Here is a 17686-nt window from a genome sequence, read left to right as displayed (position 1 = left end):
CTCGCGCAAGCGGCGCAGCAGCTCACGGCGCTGCGCCGCGACCAGCTCGACCGGGTCGGCGAGGCGGGCCGCGGCGGCCGCGGCGAGCTTGAGATGGAACTCCGCCAGGTCTGGTCTGGGCCAGCCCACCTCGGCCAGCCAGGCGGCCACCCGCTGCTGCCCGGCCGGCGTCAGCGCGTAGACCTTGCGCTCCGGCCGATCGGGCAGCCCGTCCGCCCGCTCACAGACGACGAGCCCCGCCTTCTCCAGCCGGGCCAGCGTCACATAGATCTGACCGCGGTTCATCGACTCGCCCAGCGGGCCGAGACTCTGCCGCAGCCGGGCGTGCAGGTGGTACCCGTGTGACGGCTCCTTGGCGAGCATCGCCAGCACCGCGTCCTGCACTTCACCCTCCTAGCGCTCGGCCGGGTCGTCGCCCGTGCCGGGGTCGGCGTCGCCCGGGTCGTCGGGGAGACAGGCGGGGTCGGCGACGCAGGCCGGGTCGCCGGTGACGTCGTCGTCGGTGGACGGGTCCGGCGTCGGCGTGGGCGTCGGCTTCCGCACCAGGTCGTGCTGCCCGCCGCCGAAGACGGGCGCAGGGAACGGCTCGACCGGCTTGCCGGCCATCGCGGTCGTCATGAAGTCACGCCAGATCCTGGTGGGCGCACCGGCGCCCTGGATGTCGCCCAGGGAGACCTCCTTGTGCAGGGGGTGGCCGTTGGCGTCCTTGATGACCTTCCTGGTCTTCGGGTCGGTCTGGGGGATCTCCTTGTACATCCCGACGGCCGAGGAGAGTTGCGGGGTGTAGCCGACGAACCAGGCTTCCTTGTTCTCGTTGTTGGTGCCCGTCTTGCCGGCGATCGGACGCCCGCCGGGCAGCGAGGTGCCCGCGGCGGTGCCGTACTTGACGACCTGCTGCATCGCGTAGGTGGCGTCGGCGGCGGTGTCCCGGCTGATCACCGTTCTGGGCAGGCCGGCCTCCTCCATGAGGGTCATCCCCTTGGACGTCCTGACCGAGACGACCACGTGCGCGTCGTGGTGGACGCCGCCGTTGGCGAAGATGCCGTACCCGGCGGCCTGCTCGACCGGAGTGACCAGGCCGGCGCCGATGGACATGCCGTACGCGTGGTCCCTGGCGGCCTGTTCCAGGTTCTTCTTGTCGATCCCGGCGCCCTCGGCGATCCTCTCGACCTCCTTCAGGCCGACCTCCTGCGCCATCGTGGCGAACGCCGTGTTCACCGACTCGGCCGTGGCCCGGTCGATCTGCACGGCCGCGCCCACGTCGTGCGAGTTGCCGATCGGCTTGGTGCCGGGCAGCGTGACCGGGCCCTTGCCGGACACGTAGCTCTTGAGGCTGTAGCCGTTCTCGAGCCAGGCGGCCAGCACGTACGGCTTGAAGGCCGACGCGGCCTGCTTGTGGGCGTCGAAGGCGTTGTTGGTGAAGCTCTTGAGGTAGTCGTGGCCGCTGTAGAACGCGATCACCCGCCCGTTGCGCGGGTCCACGGCGGCCATGTTCGCGTGGATGTGCTTGTCGTGGAGGGCGGCGAGGTTGCTCTCGACCGCCTTCTTCGCGGCCCGCATGAGCTTCTTGTCGAACGTCGTCGTGACGCGGTAGCCGCCGCTGCGCAGCTTCTCCCTGCTGATCCCTCGCCGCTCCAGCTCACGCTGCACGATGTCGACCATGTAGCCGTTGACGCCCTGGAAGGTCTCCTTCTTGTCCAGCTTGGCGAGCTTGGGGAACGTCGCGGTCCCGGGCAGCCGCCCGTACGTGGCGGGATCGACGGTCGCCATCCCGCGGATGACGTAGGCGAACCGCTCCCGGGTGGGCGCCCAGTTCTTCTCCGCCTCCGTCCGGTCGAAGGTGATCGGCTGCTGGATCCGGCCCGCCAGGTAGGCCGCCTCGGCGGGGGTCAGCTTGCCGACGTCCTTGTCGAAGAACGCCTGCGCGGCGGCCTGGATGCCGTTCGCGCCGCGGCCGAAGTAGATCGTGTTGAGGTAGTTGGCAAGGATCTGGTCCTTCGACATCTCCTTGCCGGCGCGGATCGAGACGAAGATCTCCTTGATCTTCCGCTGGAGCGTCCGCTCCTGGCTGAGGCCGTCGTAGTAGCCCCGCGCCATCTCCTGCGTGATCGTCGAACCGCCCTGGACCTGCCGGCCGGTCACCGTGCTCCACGCCGCCCGCATGATGCCGGACAGCGAGATGCCGGGATCCGTGCGGAACGTGCGGTTCTCCGCGGCGATGAAGGCGTCCTGGACATGCAGCGGGATCTTGGCGATGGGGACGATCTCCCGCTTGGTTCCGAGCCGGGCGATCTCGGATCTGCCGTCCCGGTAGTAGATGATGCTGCCCTGCTCGACGGCGTGGGCCTGGGTCTGCACGGGCAGGGGGGTGTTGGCGTACGCCACCATGATCATCCCGAAGAGGCCCGCCGCCAGCACCGTGCAGGCCAGGACCACGACCTTCCAGCTCGGGATGAACCGCTTCCAGCCGGTACGAGGCGGGCGGCTGCCTTGTCCCCGATCGCTCGATCTCTCTGACTCGTCGCGACCTGGCTGCGGGCGCGGAACCATCGCCTGGGGGTCGTCGGAGGCCGCGGCGCGGCGCCGCGGCCTCCGGCGTGGCCTTTCCCCGGCACCGCTCCGGTCCGGCTCGCCCGGCGGGCCAAGCATCGCCATCACTGCGTCCCTCACCCCCTAACGGTTAGCCAATAGATAGCGGTTACCCATAAGAGGTGTCAAAACGACCAGGCGGCCTCCTGGACCGGCTTCAGCCCGGGCTGAACCAGCGGGTGAGGGCTGCCTTCAGGCTGTCGGGGTCCGCGCCTGCCCAGGCGACGTAGCCGTCAGGCCGGATGAGCAGTGCGGGGGCCGGCGCGTCGTCGGCGGTCGCGGTCACGCGGCGCACCCGGCCGCTCCAGGGCTCCGCGGTGCCGGCGAGGTCGTTCCCGCCGGTGAGGTCGAGGAGCAGGGGGCGGGCGTCGCGCAGGAGCTCGGCGAGGCGCCGGGCGTGTCCGTCGGCGGTGGTCAGGCTCAGGGGCGGCACGAACCAGCCGGTGGGCGCGGCGGGGTGCTCCTCGCCCATGTCGTAGCGGACGTCGGCGCCCGCCAGCAGGGCGGCGACCATGCGCATGTTCCCGGTACGGTCGAGGAGTTCCGCGAAGAGCCGGCGCAGTGCGGTGACATCGCCTCCGGGCGCCATCAGAGCGGTCGCCGCCCGGGTGTGCATGAGCACGCGTTCGCCGCACGCGTGGCGTTCGGTGTGGTAGCTGTCCAGCAGGCCCTCCGGCGCCCATCCCCGCAGGGTGGCGGCGAGTTTCCAGGCCAGGTTGGCCGCGTCCTGCAGCGCCAGGTTCAGGGTCGGCCCGTGGCTCACCTGTGCCGCGTCGCCGGCGACGAAGACCCGGCCGGCGCGGTAGCGGTCGGCGAGCCGGGAGTTCCGGCCGCACAGGCGGCGAAGCATCGTGGGCGCGCCCTCGGGCGGCGGGGCAAGGGGCAGGCGCACTCCGAGGACCCGTTCGACGCTGTCCTCCATCTCGGCCATCGTCATCGGCGCACCCGGTCCCGGGGAGTCGCCCGCCGGGTGATCCTCCCATTCGGCCGTGTTGATCAGCGGCCGCTCCGGGTCGTGCGCGAGGAGGGTGAAAACACCGTGATCGGTGCGGTGGAACGCCGCCGGGATCTCGCCGAGGTTGTCGATCACGACACGTCCCCCCGGCACGACACGGAAGCGGTCGCTCGGGCCGATCAGGGCCGAGCGGTCGACGACGTGGTCGTCGCCGATGCCGGGGAAGGCGATCCCGGCCTGCTTCCGGATGAGGCTGTGGCCGCCGTCGCAGCCGACGAGGTACCGGGTGGTGAAGGTCGCCTCGTTCCCGTCCGAACCGCGTGCCACGACGTCGACCCGGTCGTCGCTCTGGCTGAAGGACAGCACGTCCCACCCTCGCCGGACATCCGCGCCGAGCTCGGCCGCGCGCTCGTTGAGCACCCGTTCGAGATCGCGCTGGTTGACCGGCAGGAGATGCATCGGGTTGTCCTTGCCGAGCACGTGCAGCGGCAGCGGCAACCCGCCGAAGAAGAACCCGGGCGCCGGCGTCGGCGCTCCTCGCCCACCGCAGCGTTCGAAGAGGCCACGGTTGTCCAGCAGCCGTACGACCTGGCCGGCGAGGCCGTGCGCCTTGTCTGACAGGTCCGGTTCCGGCCGCCGTTCCAGCAGCAGGGGCCGAACCCCCGCGAGGCGCAGCTCACAGGCCAGAAAGAGGCCGGCGGGTCCACCGCCGACGATGATGACGTCGAACATCACTGACGCTTCCTTAAGGTACGCGGATGTATCTAACGGTGGACACCGTAGGGTGCCGCGATAAGATACACAAGTGAATCTAAAGCGCGAGGGGAACGCGGGGGAGCGCAAGGCGACCGGGGCGGCGGGCCGTCGCGCCGGCGGCGGCGCATCGCGTCGACGCGGCGCCGAGCTCGAAGAGGCGATCCTCGACGCCGCGTGGGACGTGCTGGTCGAGCACGGATACCCCGGCTTCACCTACGAGGCGGTCGCCGCCCGCGCCGGCACGAGTCGTCCTGTGCTCTACCGGCGCTGGCCGCAGCGCGACGACCTGCTGCTGGCCACTCTCGCCAAGTACTGGCAGCCGATCGCGGCGCCCGACACCGGCAGCCTCCGCGACGACGCGATCGGGTTCCTGCGCGACGCCAACGATCTCCGCGCGCGCATGACCACGTTGGTCAGCGTGCAGCTGATGAACCACTTCCGCGACACCGGTATCAGCTTCAGCGAGCTGCGCGACACCCTCCGCACGCCGGGCCGGGCGACCGCCTTCGAGCAGATCGTCGCCCGCGCGGTCGAGCGCGGCGAGCTGCCCGACGTGCCGCGCTCGCCCCGCGTGGTGAACCTGCCGCTCGACCTGTTGCGCCACGACATGCTCATGACGATGCGCGCGGTGCCGGACGAGTCGATCGTCGAGATCGTGGACCAGGTGTGGCTGCCGCTGCTGGGTGTGCCCGGCGCTCCGGCGCCACCGGACTGACCCTCGGGTGCGCCCCCCGCCGCCTCACGCGTGGACCCGCTCGCCGCCGGGAAATCCGGTCGAAGTCGCGGCCGGGCGGCGGCGATGATGGCTGGCATGACGTTCCGCAGGGACAGAGACCGCTCACGCCGCGAGATCCTCGTCGAGTTGCACGACTCGCTGGATCGGAGGTACCGGCCCGAAGACGTCGCCGACCTGGTGCTGCGGGCGCTGGAGGGGCGGCTGTCGAAGCGCGAGCGGGTGGTGCTGGGGCGCGCCGCCCGCCACTCCTCGCGCGGGGCGGCGTCGTTCTCCTCGATGCCGGCCGACTACGCCCGGCCGGTCGGCGGGACCCGGCAGGTCGCGGCGGCGACCCGGCTGTTCGAGCGGTCCGTGGAGGTCGATCCCGACGATCCGCGGGCGCTGCTGGAGTTCGCGGCGGCCCTGGGGAGCCCGATCCGGTGGACGCCGGACCGGACCGACTTCCTGGCCGACCGGCTCGACCGGCAGGCCCGGGACGCGGCGGGCATGGACCTGTCGAAGCGGCAGTACAACCGCCGCTTCCGCATGCTGCGCAGGATCGAGCCCGGTCGGCGGCGCCGCGCACGGTGGACGTGGCCTCGTTGTAGCTCAGAGGTAGAGCGCCCGGCTCGGGCCCGGGTGGACGCCGGTTCGAGCCCGGTCAACGAGGTCCTTCCCCCTGTGATCTACAATGTAAAGGCGGCGGCTTCCGACAGATATGAGCCTGATCTACCAGGTGACGGGCAGCGACTCCACCCCGTAAACCGTGGACTGCAACCGGAAGCGAAGATTGTCGAACGGCACCGCGAGCTTCAGCCCCGGGAAACGCTGCAGCAGCGCGGGGAAGGCCACCTGCATCTCCACCCTGGCCAGTGGCGCGCCCAGGCAGTGGTGGACGCCGTGCCCGAAGGCGATGTGCCCGCCGGCATCGCGGGTGACGTCCAGCTCGTCGGGCTCCTTGACGAACGCTTCGTCCCGGTTGGCCGCCAGGAGTGAGGGAATCACCAGGTCGCCGGCCTTGATCCGCCGGCCGCCGAGCGTGATGTCCTCGGTCGCGTGCCGGGGAGGGCCGGCGCGGTGCGCCACGGACAGGTAGCGCAGCAGCTCTTCCACGGCCGGGGTGACGGCGTCGGGCTCGTCGCGGATGACGGCGGCCTGGTCCGGCCGGTGCAGCAGCAGCAACGTGCCCAGGCTGAGCATGTTGGCGGTCGTCTCGTGCCCGGCCACCAGGAGGATGTTGCCGATCCCGAGCAGTTCGTCGTCGGTCAGGTCGTCGCCGTGCTCGCGTACCAGCAGGCCGAGCAGCTCTTCCCCGGGCTCGGCGCGCTCGCGGCGGATCAGCTCCGACATGTACGCGTTCATCTCGGCGGTGTTGGCGGCGTGCGCCTCCTGGTCCAGGGTCATGTCCAGGAGCCGGTGGCTGCGCCGCTGGAAGTCCTCGCGGTCGGCGTAGGGCACGCCGAGCAGCTCGCAGATCACCAGCGAGGGGATCGGCAACGAGAACGCCTGCACCAGGTCGGCGGGCGGACCGGCGGCCTCCATGGCATCCAGGTGCTCGGTCACGATCTGCTCGATGCGGGGCCGCAGGTGCCGCATCCTGGCCACGGTGAACTGGCCGGTCAGCAGGCGGCGCAGCCGGGTGTGCTCCGGAGGGTCGTACATCAGCGGGTTGCCGATGACGAAGCCCTTCAGCGACTCGTCGGAGTGCTCGGCCGCCCGGCCGTGCGGCCCGCGGGGGGCGTTGCTGAAGTGCGCCGGGTCGCTGAGCATCTTGCGGACTTCGGCGTACTGGGTGACGAGCCACACGTCCGGGCCGCCCGTGGCGATGGGCAGGCGGACAACCGGCCCCTCGGCGCGTAGCCGCTGGTAGTCCTCGGCGTCGTACGGCTTGGGGTCGCCATGCAGGGGTGGCAAGGGGAGTGTCGGGATCTCGGTCATCGGCCGGCTCCTTCTCATTTAACTGATACCAACCTCTCATTTCCACCGTAACACATTAAGTGAGACTCAACTCTCACCTGTTACGCTGGGCGGATGAGCAGTACCGACGCGCCTCGCCGCCGGCGCGCCGACGCCGCCCGCAACGCGGAGCGGATCATGCGCACGGCCCGGGCGGCGTTCGCCGAGGCCGGCGGCGGCATCACGCTGGAGGAGATCGCCCAGCGGGCCGGGGTGGGGCTGGCCACGCTCTACCGCCACTTCCCGAGCAAGGAGAGGCTCGTCCGCGAGGTCGTCGAGGAGCTGATGCGCGAGGAGATCGAGCCGGCGATCACCCGTGCGCTCGCCGAGCGGGACCCGTTGCGCGGCATGTCGGTCGTGCTGGAGACGGTGCTGGCCCTGGCATCGGGGCAGCCCGGCATTCTCGCCACGGCCAGGGACGCCGGAGCGCTCACCGCCGACCTGGCCCCCCGGTTCATCGAGCCGCTCACCCGGCTCATGCACAACGCCCAGTCCGCCGGCCAGGTCCGCGCCGACCTGGAGCCGGACGACCTGATGCAGCTGCTCGACATGCTGCTCAGCACGCTGCGGCCGGCCGCGGGCCCGGGTGAGGGCTGGCGCCGCCCCCTGGTGCTCCTGCTGGACGCCCTCCGTCCGGACGGCGCAACCCCTCTGCCTCCGGTGACGCCGCCCGCCCCCTGCTGATCACACCGCCGTCAGGGCTGGTGATGGGTGTCGGAGAAGGGCAAGGTGGCCGTCACCCATCAAAAGCGCTGGCCGAGGCCGGGGGAAAGCACTGGTGAAGGGTGTCCAGGCAGGGCGCCCTGCTCCTCCGGTACCCGGAGTGCTCGACGTGTCACTCGACGGCCGCGCGGATCACTATCGGATCAGCGTGGAGTACGGCAGATTCAAGGGGAAGCGACTCGGGCGCGGACGGTCGAGGGGCGTTCGGTGGAAATGGTCCGTCAGAAGGAGGACGTGTGACAGGGGCACGAGTACTGGTGGTCGGTCTCGATCCCGCCAAGCTCCAGGGCTGGGAGCCGGAGCCGATCCAGGCGGCGATAGCGCGCGGCCGGGCCCGTTTCGGCGATCATGGGATCGAGGCGGACTGGTGCCTGGTGGCACTCGACGAGAACCCCGAAGGAACGCTCGTGGAGGCGCTGACCCGCGAGGACTATGTGTGCGTGGTGATCGGGGGCGGCATTCGCAAGCACGAGCCGTTGCTCGAATTCTTCGAGAAGGTGGTCAACCTGGTGCGGCAGCACGCCCCGGACGCGGCCATCGCCTTCAACAGCGGTCCCGAGGACTGCGCCGACGCGGCCCTGCGGTGGCTGCGCTAGCCGACGGTCAGGACGTGTGGACGGGAGCCGCGCCGACCCAGCGGTGATAGGCGTCCAGGTCGACGTTGCTGCCGCACACGATGGTGGCCACGTGCCGGCCGGCGAAGCGGTCACGGTCTTCGAGGATCGCCGCGAGGCCGAGCGCGGCCGACGGTTCGACGACGAGGCCGGCGTGGTCGAGGAGCATCCGCATGCCGGCGATGATCGACGCCTCCTGGACCAGGACGGCGTCGTCGGCGACCAGGAGGAGGTCGTCGAGGACGGCCGGGATGGGACACCGGGCGGCGACGCCGTCAGCGATGGTGTCGGTCGAGTCGGTGGTGACGACGCGTCGTCGGCGCCAGGAGTGTGTCATCGCGGGGGCGCCCAGCGGCTGGACGCAGATCACCTCGACGTCGGGCGCACAGGCCTTCACCACATGACCCACACCGGTGGCCAGCGCCCCGCCGCCGAGGGCGATCAGGACGGCGTCGAACGAGGGCGTGGTCTCCACCAGTTCCAGGCCGATGGTCGCCGCGCCCTCGCAGGTCTCGATGTCCAGGCTGTCTTCGACCAGCCGGATGCCGTCGTGCCGCGCGATGGCCGCCGCCCGCTCGCGAGCCATGTCGAAGTCGCCGTCCACCAGCTCCAATGTGGCGCCGAGCGCGCGGATGCGATCGAGCTTGGCCGCGGGCGCGAAGCGGGATGCCACGACGGTGACGTCGAGCCCCCGGCGGCGACCGGACCAGGCGAGGGCTTGGCCGAGGTTGCCGGCGCTGGCGCACACCACGGCTCGCGAGCCCTCGCCGGCGAGCAGGCTCGCGACCAGCTCGGTGCCGCGGGCCTTGAAACTGCGGACCGGGTTCGCCGTTTCGAGCTTGATGCTGACCGCGCACCCGAGGGCGGGCTCCAGCGCCTCGCAGCGGTACAGCGGAGTGTCGAGGAAGATCGGGTCGATCATCCGGCGAGCCGCCCGGATCCGAGCAGTGTCGAGGCGCGTCTCGTGCACGGCACAGCAGCGTAGCAGCCGCCTGTGGTGCTGTCGGTGGACGCGGCCCGCGCGCATGACCGATCATGGGGCGATGACGCTCCGCACGCACGAGGCCGATCTGTTCGAGAGCTCCAGGGGACGCTTGGAGGCGATCGCCTACCGGCTGCTGGGATCGGCTGGTGATGCGGAGGACGCGGTGCAGGACACGTACCTGCGCTGGCATGCTGCGGACCGGGAACGGATCGAGACGCCCGAGGCGTGGCTGACCAAGGTGCTCACCAATCTCTGCCTCAACCGGCTCACCTCGGCGCGGGCCAGGCGGGAGACCTACGTGGGGCAGTGGCTTCCCGAGCCGGTGCTGGACGGGGATCGGATGCTCGGTCCCGCCGACACCTTCGAGCAGCGGGAGTCGGTCTCCATGGCGATGCTCACCCTGATGGAGCGGCTGTCCCCCAATGAGCGCGTGGTGTATGTGCTGCGCGAGGCGTTCGGGTACGCGCATAGCGAGGTCGCGGAGATCCTGGACGTCACCGAGTCGAACTGCCAGCAGATCTACCGGCGTGCCAAGCAGCATCTGGCCGTCGAACGATCCCGCACGCAGGTCGATGCGGCCGCCGCGCGGAAGATCGTCGAGGAGTTCCTCGCCGCGGCCCTCAGCGGCGACACCGAGCCGCTGATCCGGCTGCTCGCCGGCGACGCGGTCGGCGTGGCCGACGGCGGCGGCAAGGTCGTCGCCCGGAGGACCCCGGTCATCGGAGCGATGGGCATCGCCCAGTACCTGCGTGGCATGTTCAAGCCGAGCGACTCCAAGCGAGCCCTCGTCGGTGGCGATCCCGTCTTCTACGCCGTCGTCGTCAACGGCGGTCCTGCCGTGCTGGTCGAGGCCGGCGAGCAGGTCATCGGCGTGGTCTGCCTCGATGCGACCGCTGACGGCCTCGCCTCGGTCCACATCCAGGTCAACCCCGACAAACTTCAGCGCATCGCGCGCCAGTGGGCGGCCGCTGAACCTCATCGCCCGCTGGCGACGAAGTGGTGACCCGGATCACACTCGTTCGCTGTCAGGGATCGCGCGCCTGTCCGGTTCAGGAGGTGCAAGCAACCAGATAGGAGCGAGCCATGAAGCACCGCATCGTCGTCCTGGGAGCCGGGTACGCCGGGGCCAACACCGCCGGTCGTCTCGCCAAGCGGCTGCACCGCGACGAGGTGGAGATCACCCTGGTCAACGGCGACCCGGAGTTCGTCGAGCGGGTGCGCATGCACCAGCTCGCCAGCGGGCAGGATCTGCGTCCCCGCCCGCTGAGCGACCTCTTCGCGGGCACCGGCGTACAGGTCCGGACCGCGCGGGTCACCGCTGTCGACGTGGAGGCCAAGACCGTCGATCTCGGCGGTGAGATCCTCGCCTATGACACCCTCGTGTACGCCCTGGGCAGCGTCATCGCCGATCACGGCGTCCCCGGTGTCGCGGAGCACGCCTACGACGTGGCCGGCAAGCAGGCCGCTCTGCGGCTGCGGGCGCGACTGGGCGAGGTGGAGCCCGGGGGCACCGTGCTGATCGTGGGCGGCGGCCTGACCGGCATCGAGGCGGCCACCGAGATCGCCGAAGCCCACCCGGACCTTGAGGTCGCGATCGCCGCCCGCGGCCGCGTCGGCGGCTGGCTCAGCGACAAGGCCCAGCGCCACCTGCGCGGCGCCTTGGACCGGCTCGGCATCGCGGTCCACGACCACGCCGACATCACGCGCGTAGAAGCGAACGGCGTGGTCACCGGTGCCGGCGGAAGCATCCGGGCCCAGGTGACGGTGTGGACCGCGGGTTTCACCGTGCACCCGATCGCGGCCGCCACCACGCTTGAGGTGTCCGACGGTGGCCGGATCGTCGTCGACGCCGGCATGCGATCGGTCTCGCACCCCGATGTGTACGCCGTCGGCGACGCCGCGCTCGCCGAAGGAGCGGGCGGCAGGCCGCTGCGGATGTCCTGCGCCTCGGCGAACCCCATGGCGTGGCTGGCGGCCGACGTCATCGCCGCCCGCCTGACCGGTCGCGAGGTTCCCCGGAGCACGATCGGCTACTCCGTGCAGTGCATCAGCCTCGGACGCCGCGATGCGATCATCCAGCGTGTGACCCCCGACGATCAGGTCACCTCCACCGTCATCACGGGCCGGGCCGCCGCCCGCATCAAGGAGATGATCTGTGCCGGCGCGGCCTGGAGCGTCTCCCACCCGACCATGATGATGCCGAGCCGGCGCCGCCACCTCGCGGTCACCGGCGCAGGGGGAACTGCTCGGGCCGTCCCCTGCCGCTGATGCGGCCGCACTACGGCGGATCCGGCCACCGCTGGAGCGCGGCCTCAGCGTGGCCGGCGGCCGCTCAGGTGTGGTTGGCGAACCGCACGGTGACGGACAGGCCGCCCCCGGGGAGTGCGTGGGTGGTGAGTGGCGTGGTGGGCGCGCGGCTGGTCGCTCGCCATGGTGGCCTCCGTGCTGGTCACCGTGTCGCTCGGACTACTGATCGCCGGGGGTGTCCGCACCGCCTGCGTGACCGGCAAGGGGGAGGGCCCCTGTCCCGCGCCCTTGGTGGGACCCGATGGCACGGCGGTAGAGGACAAGTACTACTTCGTGTACCAGCCGCTCAAGGGGAACGGCAGCATCACCGCCCGAGTGTCGGACATGAGCGGGCAGATCCGGCTGCCGGACGCCGTACCCGGGGTGCGCCACGTCCAGGAGGGCGTGGTGCCGTGGGCGAAGGCCGGGCTCATCGTCCGGCAGAGCCTCAAGCAGGGCACACCGTATGCCGCCGTCATGCTCACCGGAGGCCACGGCGTGCGGATGCAGGACAACTTCACCCACGACGTGGCCGGCGGCCCGCACAACGGCCGGCAGTGGCTGCGGCTGACCAGGTCGGGCGACACCGTCACCGGCCACGAGTCGGACGACGGCCAGGCGTGGAGCGAGGTCGGCACGGTCGAGCTGGCCGGGTTGCCGGAGACGGTCGAGATCGGGTTGTTCGCCACCTCGCCGGGCGCCCTGTGGGAGATGGCCTCAGCCTTCGCCCAGGTCACCGCCACCTTCGACGACATCCAGCTGCGGGGCGCGAACGGTTCCTGGCGCCGCGACGACGTCGGCGTCGTCATGGAGTCCGACGGCAAGACCCCGCATCACCCGGGCGGGGTCGTCGAGTCCGGCGACAAGCTCATCGTGACCGGGGGCGGTGACATCGGGCCCGCCACGGCGGAGGGCGGTGTGCGCGCCGACCTCATGCTGATCGGCGGGGGCGTGGGGCTGATCCCGGTGCTCGTGGTGGCGGTCACGTTCTTCACCGCGGAACGCCGGCGCGGGCTGATCGCGACCGGCCCGCCGGCCGGGCCGCATCCGGGGCGGCGGCTGGCGGCCAAGGCGGCGGTGGTCGGCGCGATCGCGTTCGTGGCGGGGCTGGTGACCTCGGGGGTCGTGGTCCCTGCCGGCCTGGCGATGGTGCGCGCCCATCAGAACCCGGTCCAGCCGATCACCCCGGCCACCGAGCTGCGGATGATCGTCGGCTACGCGGCGCTGACCGCGGCCGCCGCCGTGCTGGCGCTGGGCCTCGCCGCGCTGGTCAAGCGGGGGTGGTCGCCGCCGGGCTGGCCATCGCGCTGGTCGTCGTGCCGTACCTGCTGGCGACCGTGGGTCTGGCGCCATGGCTGCTGATGATCACCCCGGCCGCCGGGTTCGCGATCACGCAGAGCATCCCCACGTTCGCGCATGTGGACGTGGGCCAGTCGCTGCTCGTGGGCTACTACCCGCTCCCGCCATGGGCGGGGCTGGCCGTGACCTGCGGGTACGCCGCCCTCGCCCTCGGGGCCGCGACAGCCGTGCACCGCAGGAGGACTTCACGCCGGGCTCCGCTTCCCTGAGGACTCGGGGCCGTGTCTCGGGATGGACCCGGGGCCACTCAGCCGACGCCGGCGGTCTGTCCCCCGGGCTCCATCACGACCGCGATGCGCTCCTGCCCTCTCGGGCGGCTCAGGGGGCGGCGGCGATCGCGGCGCGGATGGCGTCGGCGCGCTCCTTCGGGAAGGGCGCGGACGTCGCGAGGCCAGGCCCCGTACATGACGGCGACGTCGATGACCATCACGTCGGCGGCTTCGGGCTGTCGCTGAGCAGGGCCGCGTTCACGGTGATCGCGGTCATGCTGCTGGATCCTTCGTTCGGGGTGGTGATGATCAGAGGCGGGCGGCGGTCTGGACGGTGCTCTTCTGTGAGCACGGATTTCCGCGTGATGACGCCCCGAAGTGGATTATAACGCTCGTTATAACCGGCCGTGTGCTGGGCGGTCTCCGGGCCGGCGACACGGAGGAGCTGGGTGATGGGCAGAATGCCGCGAGCCGGCCGCCACCCTCCCGGGCGCCTCTGATGGAGTGTCAGTGCGCGGCGTCCAGTTTCGCCCGCTGTTCAGCCGTCAACTCCAGGTCCACCGCGGCCAGGCTCTCGTTCAGTTGCTCCACCGAGGAGGCGCCGACCAGCGGGATCACCGGGATCTCGGCGCCGATGAGCCAGGCGAGCACCACCTGGTTGACGGTCGCTCCGGTCTCCCGGGCCACCTCCCGCAGCGCGGCCAGGCGCACGGGTGTGCCGGCGTGGTCGAAGGCCGCGCCGAGCGGCTTGTCCTGGCGGACGTAACCGCCGCCCAGGAGGGGCGAGTACGCGACGAGCGTGAGTCCGGGCTCGGCCCGCAGGTAGCCGAGCAGATCCCCGCCGGCCACACCGAGGTTGCCGTCCCTGGATCGCAGCGTCGGCAGATCGGTGCGCTGCCTCAGGTACGTGTGGTGGTACTGCAGGACTTCGTAGCCGGGCAGCCCGGCCTCGGCCGCCAGGCGGCGGGCCCGCTCGAGCCGCCACGACCAGTGGTTGCTCGCCCCGAGCAGACCCACGGCGCCTTCCGTGACCAGCCCCGCGAAAGCCTCGACGGTCTCCTCCAGCGGCACGCTGGAACCTTCGACATACACGTGTGCGTACAGAAGGTCCAGCTTGTCCACGCCGAGCCGTTCCCGGCTTCGCTCCGAAGACTCCCGGATCACTGGGGCGGACAAGCCCTCGAGGTCGTGGCTGAGGGTGGTCGTCGCGACGTTGGGCCGCCCGCCGAGCTTGGTGGCGATGACGATCTCGTCCCCGACCCCGCGGCTGCGGCGCCAGCGGCCGAGCAGCGCCTCGCTCTCTCCGCCCTGAGTGCCGTTGACCCAGTACGCGTAGTTGTTGGCGGTGTCGAGGAAAGTGCCGCCGGCTTCGACGAACCGGTCGAGGATGGCGAACGACGTCGTCTCGTCGGTGGCGGTGCCGAACAGCATCGCGCCAAGGCTCAGCACGCTGACGTCACGGCGGGTCTTCGGATCGTTGCCGATCGTGCGGTACTTCATAGGGAATCCTTTCCTGTTGTTCGTCTCTGTCGGGGTTTCTCTGACCCCGGGGATCGCCGTGAGCCCGGCATGGGTCACAAGCGGGTGTCCAGCCGGCCGGACGGCAGATCGCGCAGGCGGCGCAGCGGGCCCGGCACGTACGTCTGGATGAACCCAGAGAAGACCACGTTTCCCGCCACGACCCCCGCGACGATCACCGCGCCACCCAGGACGACCAGCGCCAGTCCGGCACCGCGATCCGCCAGCGGGATCAGCAGGCCGGTGGGGGCCAGGCCGGCTTTGCCGAGCGGAACGGCCCGCGCGCCGCCCAGCCGTGCCGCCATCGGCCGCGCGGCCAAGGCGCCGACGATGCCGCCCAGGCTGGTGGCCGCGATCAGTAAGCCGGTCTGGCCCGCGCCGATGCCGACGTCGTCGACCAGGAAGAGCACGACCAACGACGTGTAGCCGGTCAGGGCCAGGTTGGCCGCGCAGCCGTACAAGGTGTTGCCGCGGAGCAACGGATCGCGGGCGACCAGGAGCATGCCGTCGCGGATCTCGGCGCGCAGGCGCCGGTGGGGCCCGGGCGTGCGGACTTCGCGGCGTTCGATGCGGGCCAGGCAGACGGCCGAGACGGCGAAGCTGGCGGCGTCGGCGATCAGGCCGCCGACCGCGAACGGAGGCGCGTCCAGCACGGTCACCGCGACCATGGGCAACGCGACGCCGGTGACGGAGCTGCCCAGGCTGCTGACGCTTTCCCCGATCCACAACAACCGGAAGTCGCGCCGGCGCAGCAGCCCTGAGCGGGTCGCCTCGGTGATCGTCATGGCCGGCCCGGCACCGCGCGGGCGAAGGTGAACACGGTGCCGCGTTCCCGGCCGTCGTCGGGCAGCTCGCGCTCCGCCCACTTGTTCATCACGGCTTTGAGCTCGGCGGCGTATTCGGCCAGCTCCTCGTCGGTGACGCGGATCCAGGCTTCGGTCGAGAACGGCCCGAGCGGCCAGCGTTCCTGCTCGGACTGGGGCTGGTCCGCCCAGCGGCGCACGTGGCCGGTCTGCCGCTCCAGGTTGAGCGATTCGACGGCCCGCGCCACCGCCTCGCCCGCGGCGTCGTCGGCGAAGTCGGTGGAGGACCAGCACAGGGTGGGAGTGGTCCTGCGCCACCAGCGTTCGCGCCGGTCGCGGGCCAGCTCCGGCGCCTCCTCGATGAGACCGGCGGCCGCCAGGGCGCGAAGGTGGTGGCTGACGTTGCCGACCGCTTCCCCGGTCTGTTCGGACAGGGTGCTGGCGGTGGCGGGGCCGTCGAGTTTCAGCAGGTCGAGGAGGCGGCGGCGCACCGGGTGCGCCAGGGCTGCCAGGACCCGCGAATCGCTGATCGAATTGTCGTGGTCGGGCACGGGGAGGAGCGTATACGCACAAGAGTCATTGCACAACACTGCTTGTACATCTGCTCGTCCTCGTGGGTCACCGGGTCGGCGTGGTGCTGGAATCGGGCCGGACTGATACGGGGCCATCTCCGCCCTCGGCCCGGTGAAGGCGAGCGGCGTCGTCGCAGACGTCATCTGCGGCGACGTAGAAGTCGTCAGGGGTGGTGCGTGGTGATGGCGTCGGTCTCGGCGCACCGGTTGGCGGTGCAGGTGGGGCAGGAGCGGGGCGCCGGGCCCACGCTCGTCCGTGGCCTACGCGGCCGCGGCGATGGCGGCGGCGATGAACAGCACCTGCAGGGCGGTGCGGACGGGCAGTGGAGTCACGGGCTTTCCGGCCAGAGTGAGGCCGCGGCGGGCGGCTGAGACGTTGGCCGGGAACATGGCGGCCATGAGCAGCGCGAGCCCGATCGCGGCGAGCGGCGCCAGGGGCGGGACCAGCAGCCCGGCGGCGCCGGCCAGTTCCAGGACTCCGGTGAGGGTGACCAGCAGGGCCGGATGCGGGAACGCCGGGGGGATCATCGCGACGAAGTCACGGCGCCATGAGGGCAGGAAGTGCGGGACGCCGGTGGTGACGAACATCAGGGCGAGAGCCCCGCGCAAGGCGGGCTGCCAGCCGTCCAGGACGTCGATGCCGGCCAGGCCGAGCACTCGCAGGACGACGAAACCACCGATCAGGGCGATGAACGGAACCATACCGTCCCTCCAATCTTGTCACCGGAAAGATTGGGGGAGGTTCGTGATTTTGTCAATGTCAAGATAGGGTGAGCCCGGCACCATGGATCATCGGAGTGTGGAGGTGAGGCAGATCAAGCAGACCGGCTACCATCACGGCAACCTGCGGCGCGCTGTCATGGACGCCGCTCTGGAGGCCATCGCGGAATCAGGCCCGGCCGGATGGAGCCTGCGCGAGCTGGCCCGGCGCGCGGGCGTCTCCCACGCCGCGCCCGCCCACCACTTCGGCGACAAGGCGGGCCTGCTGACGGCCGTGGCCGCCGAGGGGTTCGAGGTGTTCGCCGACACCCTGGAGCGGGCGGCCGACGACGTGCTGGACGTCGGAGTCGCCTATGTCCGCTTCGCCGTCGCCCATCGGTCCTACTTCGAGGTGATGTTCCGGCCGGAGCTGTATCGCGCGGATGATCCCAGCCTGGCGGCGGCGCGTGAGCGCGCGGCTCATGTGCTCGTCACCAGTGCCGGCAAGCTGTCGCCGAGCCCGGCGCAGGACCGCCTGACCACCATCGCCGCCTGGTCGCTCGCCCACGGCTTCGCCGGCCTGTGGCTGAGCGGCGCCCTGCCCGAAGCCGCCCACGACGACCCGGAGGCCCTGGCCCGCTCCGTGATCCGGCTCTTCTCCGGCACGACGCGCTGATCGGTGAGCCCCGTACCTTGTCCGGCCGGGCCTCTTCCGTGGCTGGCACTTCGCCGAGGCGAGCGTGACGGCAGTCCTGTGCCGAGCGTGACGCCACGCTTGGCACGGGACCGCGGTGCGAACGGCGGACGCACCGCTCGCGCCGCAGTCGGTCTCGTCACTCGAAGACCTCGCTCCGGTTGTTGACGATCTCGTCCAGCAGGGCAGGGGTGTCGGAGTACCGGCCCGCCGTTGTGCTGTTGAGCGGCTCGGTGAGGGTCGCGAAGGCGTA

18 protein-coding genes and 1 tRNA gene are annotated in these 17686 nt (G+C 71.2%); 9 read left to right on the top strand and 10 right to left on the bottom strand.

Going from position 1 to position 17686, the window contains the following annotated elements:
• From AB0H81_RS25105 to AB0H81_RS25095, 3 genes are all read right to left on the bottom strand, one after another.
• Positions 1-384 (bottom strand): PadR family transcriptional regulator (locus AB0H81_RS25105; protein ID WP_358379091.1); only part of this gene is annotated, 384 nt, incomplete at its 3' end.
• A 9-nt stretch (positions 385-393) separates the two neighbouring features.
• Positions 394-2436 (bottom strand): transglycosylase domain-containing protein, encoded by a 2043-nt coding sequence (locus tag AB0H81_RS25100; RefSeq protein WP_358379088.1) that lies wholly within the window; start codon positions 2434-2436, stop codon positions 394-396.
• 310 nt (positions 2437-2746) lie between these two features.
• Positions 2747-4276, bottom strand: a complete 1530-nt coding sequence (locus tag AB0H81_RS25095) for an FAD-dependent monooxygenase (protein ID WP_358379085.1) — start codon at positions 4274-4276, stop codon at positions 2747-2749.
• A gap of 73 nt (positions 4277-4349) precedes the next feature.
• On the opposite strand from AB0H81_RS25095, the gene AB0H81_RS25090 reads away from it, so the two are divergent.
• Positions 4350-5015: a TetR/AcrR family transcriptional regulator gene (locus tag AB0H81_RS25090; RefSeq protein ID WP_358379082.1), complete on the top strand. Its 666-nt coding sequence runs from the start codon at positions 4350-4352 to the stop codon at positions 5013-5015.
• A gap of 308 nt (positions 5016-5323) precedes the next feature.
• Here the strand turns inward: AB0H81_RS25090 and AB0H81_RS25085 are convergent, their stop codons facing one another.
• Positions 5324-5563, bottom strand: a complete 240-nt coding sequence (locus AB0H81_RS25085; protein WP_358379079.1) for a hypothetical protein — start codon at positions 5561-5563, stop codon at positions 5324-5326.
• 50 nt (positions 5564-5613) lie between these two features.
• Here AB0H81_RS25085 and AB0H81_RS25080 point away from each other — a divergent pair.
• Positions 5614-5685 (top strand) — tRNA-Pro (locus AB0H81_RS25080).
• 59 nt (positions 5686-5744) lie between these two features.
• On the opposite strand, the gene AB0H81_RS25075 is transcribed toward AB0H81_RS25080, so the two are convergent.
• The gene (locus tag AB0H81_RS25075) at positions 5745-6953 is read right to left on the bottom strand and encodes a cytochrome P450 (protein WP_358379076.1); all 1209 of its coding nucleotides are present in this window, start codon (positions 6951-6953) and stop codon (positions 5745-5747) included.
• A 93-nt stretch (positions 6954-7046) separates the two neighbouring features.
• On the opposite strand from AB0H81_RS25075, the gene AB0H81_RS25070 reads away from it, so the two are divergent.
• On the top strand, positions 7047-7655 hold the full coding sequence (locus AB0H81_RS25070) for a helix-turn-helix domain-containing protein (protein WP_358379073.1): 609 nt from the start codon (positions 7047-7049) through the stop codon (positions 7653-7655).
• A gap of 275 nt (positions 7656-7930) precedes the next feature.
• A complete protein-coding gene (locus tag AB0H81_RS25065; protein WP_358379070.1) occupies positions 7931-8290 on the top strand; it encodes a hypothetical protein in 360 nt (119 codons plus the stop codon).
• Positions 8291-8297: 7 nt separating this feature from the next.
• Here AB0H81_RS25065 and AB0H81_RS25060 read toward each other — a convergent pair whose 3' ends face one another.
• Positions 8298-9278 carry a pyridoxal-phosphate dependent enzyme gene (locus AB0H81_RS25060; protein ID WP_358379067.1) on the bottom strand — a complete coding sequence of 327 codons (981 nt, stop codon included), beginning with the start codon at positions 9276-9278 and terminating at the stop codon, positions 8298-8300.
• 73 nt (positions 9279-9351) lie between these two features.
• Between AB0H81_RS25060 and AB0H81_RS25055 the strand changes: the two genes are divergently transcribed.
• The 4 genes from AB0H81_RS25055 to AB0H81_RS25040 all read left to right on the top strand — a co-directional run bounded on the left by AB0H81_RS25055 (position 9352) and on the right by AB0H81_RS25040 (position 13147).
• Entirely contained in the window at positions 9352-10296 is a 945-nt protein-coding gene (locus tag AB0H81_RS25055; RefSeq protein WP_358379065.1) for an RNA polymerase sigma-70 factor, read from the top strand.
• A gap of 80 nt (positions 10297-10376) precedes the next feature.
• On the top strand, positions 10377-11561 hold the full coding sequence (locus AB0H81_RS25050; RefSeq protein ID WP_358379062.1) for an FAD-dependent oxidoreductase: 1185 nt from the start codon (positions 10377-10379) through the stop codon (positions 11559-11561).
• 129 nt (positions 11562-11690) lie between these two features.
• On the top strand, positions 11691-12941 hold the full coding sequence (locus AB0H81_RS25045) for a hypothetical protein (RefSeq protein ID WP_358379059.1): 1251 nt from the start codon (positions 11691-11693) through the stop codon (positions 12939-12941).
• Entirely contained in the window at positions 12896-13147 is a 252-nt protein-coding gene (locus tag AB0H81_RS25040; RefSeq protein ID WP_358379056.1) for a hypothetical protein, read from the top strand. Before AB0H81_RS25045 ends, AB0H81_RS25040 begins: the two co-directional genes overlap by 46 nt.
• A 507-nt stretch (positions 13148-13654) precedes the next feature.
• Here AB0H81_RS25040 and AB0H81_RS25035 read toward each other — a convergent pair.
• The 4 genes from AB0H81_RS25035 to AB0H81_RS25020 form a co-directional block, all read right to left on the bottom strand.
• The gene (locus AB0H81_RS25035) at positions 13655-14647 is read right to left on the bottom strand and encodes an aldo/keto reductase (protein ID WP_358379053.1); all 993 of its coding nucleotides are present in this window, start codon (positions 14645-14647) and stop codon (positions 13655-13657) included.
• A 74-nt stretch (positions 14648-14721) separates the two neighbouring features.
• A complete protein-coding gene (locus tag AB0H81_RS25030; RefSeq protein ID WP_358379050.1) occupies positions 14722-15450 on the bottom strand; it encodes an MFS transporter in 729 nt (242 codons plus the stop codon).
• Positions 15447-16019, bottom strand: a complete 573-nt coding sequence (locus tag AB0H81_RS25025) for a helix-turn-helix domain-containing protein (protein ID WP_358379047.1) — start codon at positions 16017-16019, stop codon at positions 15447-15449. The genes AB0H81_RS25030 and AB0H81_RS25025 overlap by 4 nt, the downstream gene beginning before the upstream one ends.
• 282 nt (positions 16020-16301) lie before the next feature.
• On the bottom strand, positions 16302-16742 hold the full coding sequence (locus tag AB0H81_RS25020) for a DoxX family protein (protein WP_358379044.1): 441 nt from the start codon (positions 16740-16742) through the stop codon (positions 16302-16304).
• Positions 16743-16839: 97 nt separating this feature from the next.
• On the opposite strand from AB0H81_RS25020, the gene AB0H81_RS25015 reads away from it, so the two are divergent.
• Positions 16840-17415 (top strand): TetR/AcrR family transcriptional regulator, encoded by a 576-nt coding sequence (locus AB0H81_RS25015; protein WP_358379041.1) that lies wholly within the window; start codon positions 16840-16842, stop codon positions 17413-17415.
• The last annotated feature ends 271 nt before the right edge of the window (positions 17416-17686 follow it).

This window comes from Nonomuraea sp. NPDC050691 (genome assembly GCF_040654455.1).
Taxonomy (GTDB): domain Bacteria; phylum Actinomycetota; class Actinomycetes; order Streptosporangiales; family Streptosporangiaceae; genus Nonomuraea.
The sequence above is the reverse complement of the archived record's forward strand: the minus strand, read 5'-3'. Positions and strand labels throughout refer to the sequence as shown.